The 5,489-nt window shown below is 66.3% G+C and carries 5 protein-coding genes and 1 pseudogene; 3 read left to right on the forward strand and 3 right to left on the reverse strand.

Features of this window, described 5'->3' with window-relative positions; genetic code table 11:
• Together WBF82_RS10715 and WBF82_RS10720 are read left to right on the forward strand one after the other, a co-directional pair.
• A pseudogene (locus WBF82_RS10715) lies at positions 1–617 on the forward strand (FAD-dependent oxidoreductase); the annotation flags it as partial.
• 120 nt (positions 618–737) lie between these two features.
• Complete coding sequence (locus tag WBF82_RS10720; protein ID WP_424383015.1) at positions 738–1,763, forward strand: NAD(P)H-dependent glycerol-3-phosphate dehydrogenase; 1,026 nt, start codon at positions 738–740, stop codon at positions 1,761–1,763.
• 68 nt (positions 1,764–1,831) lie between these two features.
• Here the strand turns inward: WBF82_RS10720 and WBF82_RS10725 are convergent, their stop codons facing one another.
• From WBF82_RS10725 to grcC1, 3 genes are all read right to left on the reverse strand, one after another.
• Positions 1,832–2,173 carry a type II toxin-antitoxin system HicB family antitoxin gene (locus WBF82_RS10725; protein WP_424383016.1) on the reverse strand — a complete coding sequence of 114 codons (342 nt, stop codon included), beginning with the start codon at positions 2,171–2,173 and terminating at the stop codon, positions 1,832–1,834.
• Positions 2,174–2,273: 100 nt separating this feature from the next.
• Entirely contained in the window at positions 2,274–3,128 is an 855-nt protein-coding gene (gene htpX / locus WBF82_RS10730) for a zinc metalloprotease HtpX (protein ID WP_424383017.1), read from the reverse strand.
• A 69-nt stretch (positions 3,129–3,197) separates the two neighbouring features.
• Positions 3,198–4,205: a nonaprenyl/(2E,6E)-farnesyl/geranylgeranyl diphosphat synthase gene (grcC1, locus tag WBF82_RS10735; protein WP_424383018.1), complete on the reverse strand. Its 1,008-nt coding sequence runs from the start codon at positions 4,203–4,205 to the stop codon at positions 3,198–3,200.
• A gap of 21 nt (positions 4,206–4,226) precedes the next feature.
• Here grcC1 and menJ point away from each other — a divergent pair, with 21 nt between their 5' ends.
• Positions 4,227–5,447, forward strand: coding sequence for a menaquinone reductase (menJ, locus tag WBF82_RS10740; RefSeq protein WP_424383019.1), 1,221 nt, complete (start codon positions 4,227–4,229; stop codon positions 5,445–5,447).
• The last annotated feature ends 42 nt before the right edge of the window (positions 5,448–5,489 follow it).

Raw genomic sequence — 5,489 nt, forward strand, 5'->3', positions numbered from 1 at the left:
ACAACCCGTGGGATCAGCGGCTGTGCCTGATCCCCGACGCCGACCTGTACGCCGCGATCGGTGCGGGCCGCGCCGAAGTGGTCACCGACCACATCGACCACTTCGATTCCACCGGAATCGTTTTGAAGTCCGGCGGGCATCTCGACGCCGATGTCATCGTCACCGCCACCGGCCTGCAACTGCAGGCGCTCGGCGGCGTCACGGTGTCCGTCGACGGCGGCGAGATCAAGCCGCAGGACCGATTCGTCTACAAGGCCCACATGCTGGAGGACGTGCCGAACCTGTTCTGGTGCGTCGGGTACACCAACGCCTCGTGGACGTTGCGCGCCGACATGACCGCCCGTGCGACGGCAAAGCTGCTGGAGCACATGAAATCTCACGGTTACACGCACGCCTACCCGCATCTCGACGGCGAGCCGATGCCCGAAAAGCCGTCGTGGGACATCCAGGCCGGTTACGTGCTGCGCGCGCCGCACGCCCTGCCCAAATCCGGCACCAAGCGGCCGTGGAACGTTCGGCAGAATTACTTCGCTGACGCCATCGACTACCGGTTCGACCGGATCGAAGAGGCGATGGTGTTCGGCCGTGCTGATGAAAAGGCGGCGCTCGCCGGCTAGGTGAGTGACACGCCGATCACCGGGGTGGGGGAAGCTGCTGCTGGCGGAATTGCCGCTGCATCGGGGCCACTTCTAATCAACAGCCGGTAAAGATTGGGCGACGGCAATACGCTGGTCGCCATGGCAGCTGCTATGCGCGAACCGAATGTCGTCGTTTTGGGTGGCGGTTCCTGGGGCACCACCGTCGCTTCCATCTGCGCGCGCCGTGCGCCGACGCTGCAATGGGTGCGCTCGCAAGAGACCGCCAAGGACATCAACGACAACCACCGCAATACCCGCTACCTGGGTGACGACGCCGTTCTGAGCGAAACCTTGCGCGCCACCACCGACTTCAGCGAAGCCGCCAACGCCGCCGACGTCGTCGTGATGGGCGTGCCGTCGCACGGGTTTCGCGACGTGCTCACCGAACTGGCGACCGAGCTGCGCCCGTGGGTGCCGGTGGTTTCGTTGGTCAAGGGCCTCGAACAAGGCACCAACATGCGGATGTCGCAGATCATCGAGGAAGTGCTGCCCGGGCATCCGGCCGGCATTCTGGCCGGCCCAAACATCGCCCGCGAGGTAGGCGAGGGCTATGCGGCTGCCGCAGTGCTGGCGATGCCCGACCACCACTTGGCGTCACGCTTGGCACAACTGTTCAGCACCAGGCGATTTCGGGTATACACCACCGACGATGTCATCGGTGTCGAGATGGCCGGCGCGCTGAAGAACGTCTACGCGATCGCCGTCGGGATGGGCTACTCACTGGGCATCGGTGAGAACACCCGCGCCTTGGTGATGGCTCGCTCGGTGCGCGAGATGTCAAAGCTTGGCGAGGCGATGGGCGGACTGCGCGACACCTTCTCCGGGTTGGCCGGCATGGGCGATCTGATCGTCACCTGCACCAGCCAGCGCAGCCGCAACCGCCACGTCGGTGAGCAACTCGGTGCGGGTAAGCCGATCGACGAGATCATCTCGTCGATGAACCAAGTCGCCGAGGGCGTCAAGGCCGCCAGCGTGATCATGGAGTTCGCCGACAAGTACGGGTTGAATATGCCGATCGCGCGCGAAGTCGACGCCGTCATCAACCACGGCGCCACTGTCGAAGACGCCTACCGCGGATTGACCGCGGAGACGCCCGGGCACGAGGTGCACGGTTCGGGTTTCTAAGCACACCAGCCACTTCCGCACCGTCAGGTGGGGTGCACCATTTTTCGCAAACGAGGCCATATGCGATATCAGAGGTCGAACAGGCCGATTGGCCCGCGGCCGGCGAGCTTCTGCACGGCCCACTGATTCAACGAGACGTTCTGTTCAGCGGCCTCAACCGCGAGGCGCGCGTGCAGCGACGGCGACGTCCGGACGACGAACTTGCCACTGAATTTTCGGTCGGTGATCGGAGCGGGCGGCTCGTGGTCGACTTCCTGACACTCGGCGAGGTACTCATCGACGGCTTGCTCAATGTCGGCCATCGCTTGCCGCATCGTCGGCGCGCCCCGCACCAAAGACAATTCGATGCAACGGCCGATGTATTCGCGATGCTCAGCCGACCACTCGGCGCGATAGGCGTAGTGATTCATCCGAGCGTGATATCACCCGTGCATCGAAAAAGAAAAGTCACTACATGCCTGCTTGTGGAGACTGCTGAGACTGGTGTGACTCGCGCCGACTAAGCGCCCGCTAGCGCCCGGCCATTTCCTCGAGCCGGCGGATCCGGTCGGCGATCGGCGGGTGCGTGGAGAACAACGACCCGATCTTCTCGCCGTTGCGGAACGGGTTGGCGATCATCAGGTGCGCCTGGGCAGCCAGCTGCGGCTCCGGGGGAAGCGGCGCGGCTTGCACACCACCAGAGATCTTGCGCAGCGCCGAGGCCAACGCCAACGGGTCACCGGTCAGTAACGCACCCGACTCGTCGGCCTGATACTCCCGCGAACGTGAGACAGCCATCCGGACCACCATCGCCGCGATCGGGCCCAGCAGCGTAACCAGCAGCAGCGCAAAGGGATTGCCGCCTTCGCGGTCATTGCCACCAAAGAACAATGCGATGTAAGACAGTGCGGTGATCACCGACGCCAGCGCGCCGGCCACACATGAGATCAAAATGTCGCGGTTGTAGACGTGCGAAAGCTCATGACCCAGCACCGCCCGCAATTCGCGCTCGTTGAGGAGGTTCAAAATCCCGGTGGTGCAGCACACCGCGGCGTTGCGTGGGTTGCGTCCGGTGGCGAACGCGTTGGGCGCGGCGGTGTCGCTGATGTAGAGCCGCGGCATCGGCTGGTGGGCCGCGGTGGCCAGCTCGCGCACGATCCGGTACATCGCAGGCGTTTGTACCTCGGAAACCGGCTGCGCGTGCATCGCCCGCAGGGCCAACTTGTCGCTGTTGAAATACGTGTAGACGTTCATGCCGATGGCGAACAGCACTGCGATCCACATAACTCCGGGACCGAACAGCCGACCAACGAACACGATCAGCGCCGACATGCCTACCAGCAACGCGAACGTCTTGAACGTGTTGTGATGCGGATGCCAGGTCATGGGTTTCCTCCTCCGCATACGTGGGACATGCTCATTAAACGCTCAGGACAGGCCAGCGAGTTCCTGAAACTAGCCGTGTCGGTTGATCGTGTAATCGACCAGCGTGGCCAGCGCCTGGCGACCGGGGCCGTCGGGCAGCGCGGCCAGCTCCTCGCGGGCCTGCGCCGCGAATCGCGCCACGGTGTCCTTGGCCTTGGCCATGCCAGCCGAGGCCCGCAGCAGCGCCAACGCCTCGGCCAGCTGCGCGTCGTCGTCGATCGGGCCGACCAGCAGCTCGCGCAGCCGATCGGCGTCTGAGCCGCTGTCGTGCAGCGCGTAGAGCACCGGCAACGTGTGCACACCTTCGCGCAGGTCGGTGCCGGGCAGCTTGCCGGACTCGTCGGGGTCGCTATCGATGTCGATGATGTCGTCAGAGATCTGAAACGCCGTGCCGACGATGCTGCCCAGCCGGCTGAGCCGCTCGACCTGGTCGGCGTCGGCACCGGAGAACATCGCGCCGAACTGGCCCGCGGCCCCGATCAGACACGCAGTCTTCTCATGCACCACCTTCAGGTAGTGCTGGATCGGATCGGCGGCGTCGGATGCACCCCGGGTCTCGCGCATCTGGCCGGTCACCAGCTGGGCGAACGTCTCGGCGATGATCCGCACCGCATCCGGGCCTAGCCGCGATACCAGCCGCGACGCCGTCGCGAACAGGTAGTCGCCGGCCAGGATCGCGACGTTGTTGCCCCAACGCACGTTGGCGCTGGGTGCGCCGCGGCGGACCTCGGCCTCGTCCATCACGTCGTCGTGATAGAGCGTGGCCAGATGCACCAGCTCGATGACTGCCCCGGCGATCGTCACCTCGACGGCGTCGGGCTGTGGCCCCAGCTGCGCCGATAGCACCGTGAACAGCGGCCGGAATCGTTTGCCACCGGCCTCGAAAAGGTGCAGCACGGCCTCTGTCATCAGGTCGTCAGAGCCGCGCAGCTCGGTTTCCATCAGTTGCTCGATGCGAGCAACCCCGTCGCGCACTCCGGTGGCGAACGCCGCATCGCCGAAGTCAAAGCCCGCCACCACGGTCGCCGGAGTCCTCACGCGACCAACATACTGGTGAGCATGGGATCCCATGCCGACGTGGTGGTGGTGGGCGCCGGACCGGCCGGGTCGGCGGCGGCCGCCTGGGCCGCTCGGGCCGGCCGCGACGTGCTGGTCATCGACGCAGCGAACTTTCCTCGCGACAAGGCCTGCGGTGACGGGTTGACCCCGCGCGCGGTCGCCGAGCTGGAACGGCTGGGGCTGGGTGACTGGCTGGATGCCCGGATTCGGCATCGGGGCTTGAGGATGAGTGGGTTCGGCGGCGAGGTGGAAGTCGACTGGCCCGGCCCGTCGTTCCCGTCGACCGGCAGCGCGGTGGCCCGCGTCGAGCTGGACGACCGGATCCGCAAAGTCGCCGAGGACGCCGGTGCTCAGATGCGGCTTGGCGTCAAAGCGGTTGGAGTACATCATGATTCATCGGCCCGTGTGGTGTCGGTGGCGCTGGCCGACGGGACCGAGGTCGGTTGCCGCGAGCTGATCGTCGCCGACGGCGCCCGCTCGCCGCTGGGGCGCGTTTTGGGCCGGCGCTGGCATCAGGAGACGGTGTATGGCATCGCCGCCCGCGGATACCTGGCCACGCCGCGCAGCGACGAGCCGTGGCTGACCTCACACCTGGAGCTGCGCTCCCCCGACGGCGCGGTGCTGCCCGGCTACGGCTGGATCTTCCCGCTGGGCAACGGCGAAGTGAACATCGGCGTGGGCGCGCTGTCGACGTCCAAACGGCCCGCCGAGCTGGCGCTGCGGCCGCTGATGTCGTATTACGCCGACCTGCGCCGCGACGAGTGGGGGTTTCGCGGCCAGCCTCGCGCGATGTCCTCAGCGCTACTGCCGATGGGCGGGGCGGTGTCGGGGGTGGCCGGCCGGAACTGGATGCTGATCGGCGATGCCGCCGCCTGCGTCAACCCGCTCAACGGCGAGGGCATCGATTACGGGCTGGAAACCGGGCGGCTGGCCGCCGAAATCCTCGGCTCGGGTGATCTGTCGAAAGCGTGGCCGAGCTTGCTGCAATCCCATTACGGGCGTGGGTTTTCGGTGGCACGCCGGCTGGCCTTGCTGCTGACCTTTCCGCGGTTCTTGCCGGCGACCGGTCCGATCGCGATGCGCTCGACGACGTTGATGGGCATCGCGGTGCGGGTGATGGGCAACCTTGTCACCGACGACGACGCCGACTGGGTCGCTCGGGTGTGGCGCGGCGGCGGGCTGGCCTCGCGGCTGATCGACCGCCGAAAGCCGTTCAGCTAGCAGGCTTGTAGCCGGCGTGCAGCGCGACGATGCCGCCGGTCA

The sequence above is a fragment of the Mycobacterium sp. genome (assembly GCF_049673265.1).
In the GTDB taxonomy this organism is placed as follows: domain Bacteria; phylum Actinomycetota; class Actinomycetes; order Mycobacteriales; family Mycobacteriaceae; genus Mycobacterium.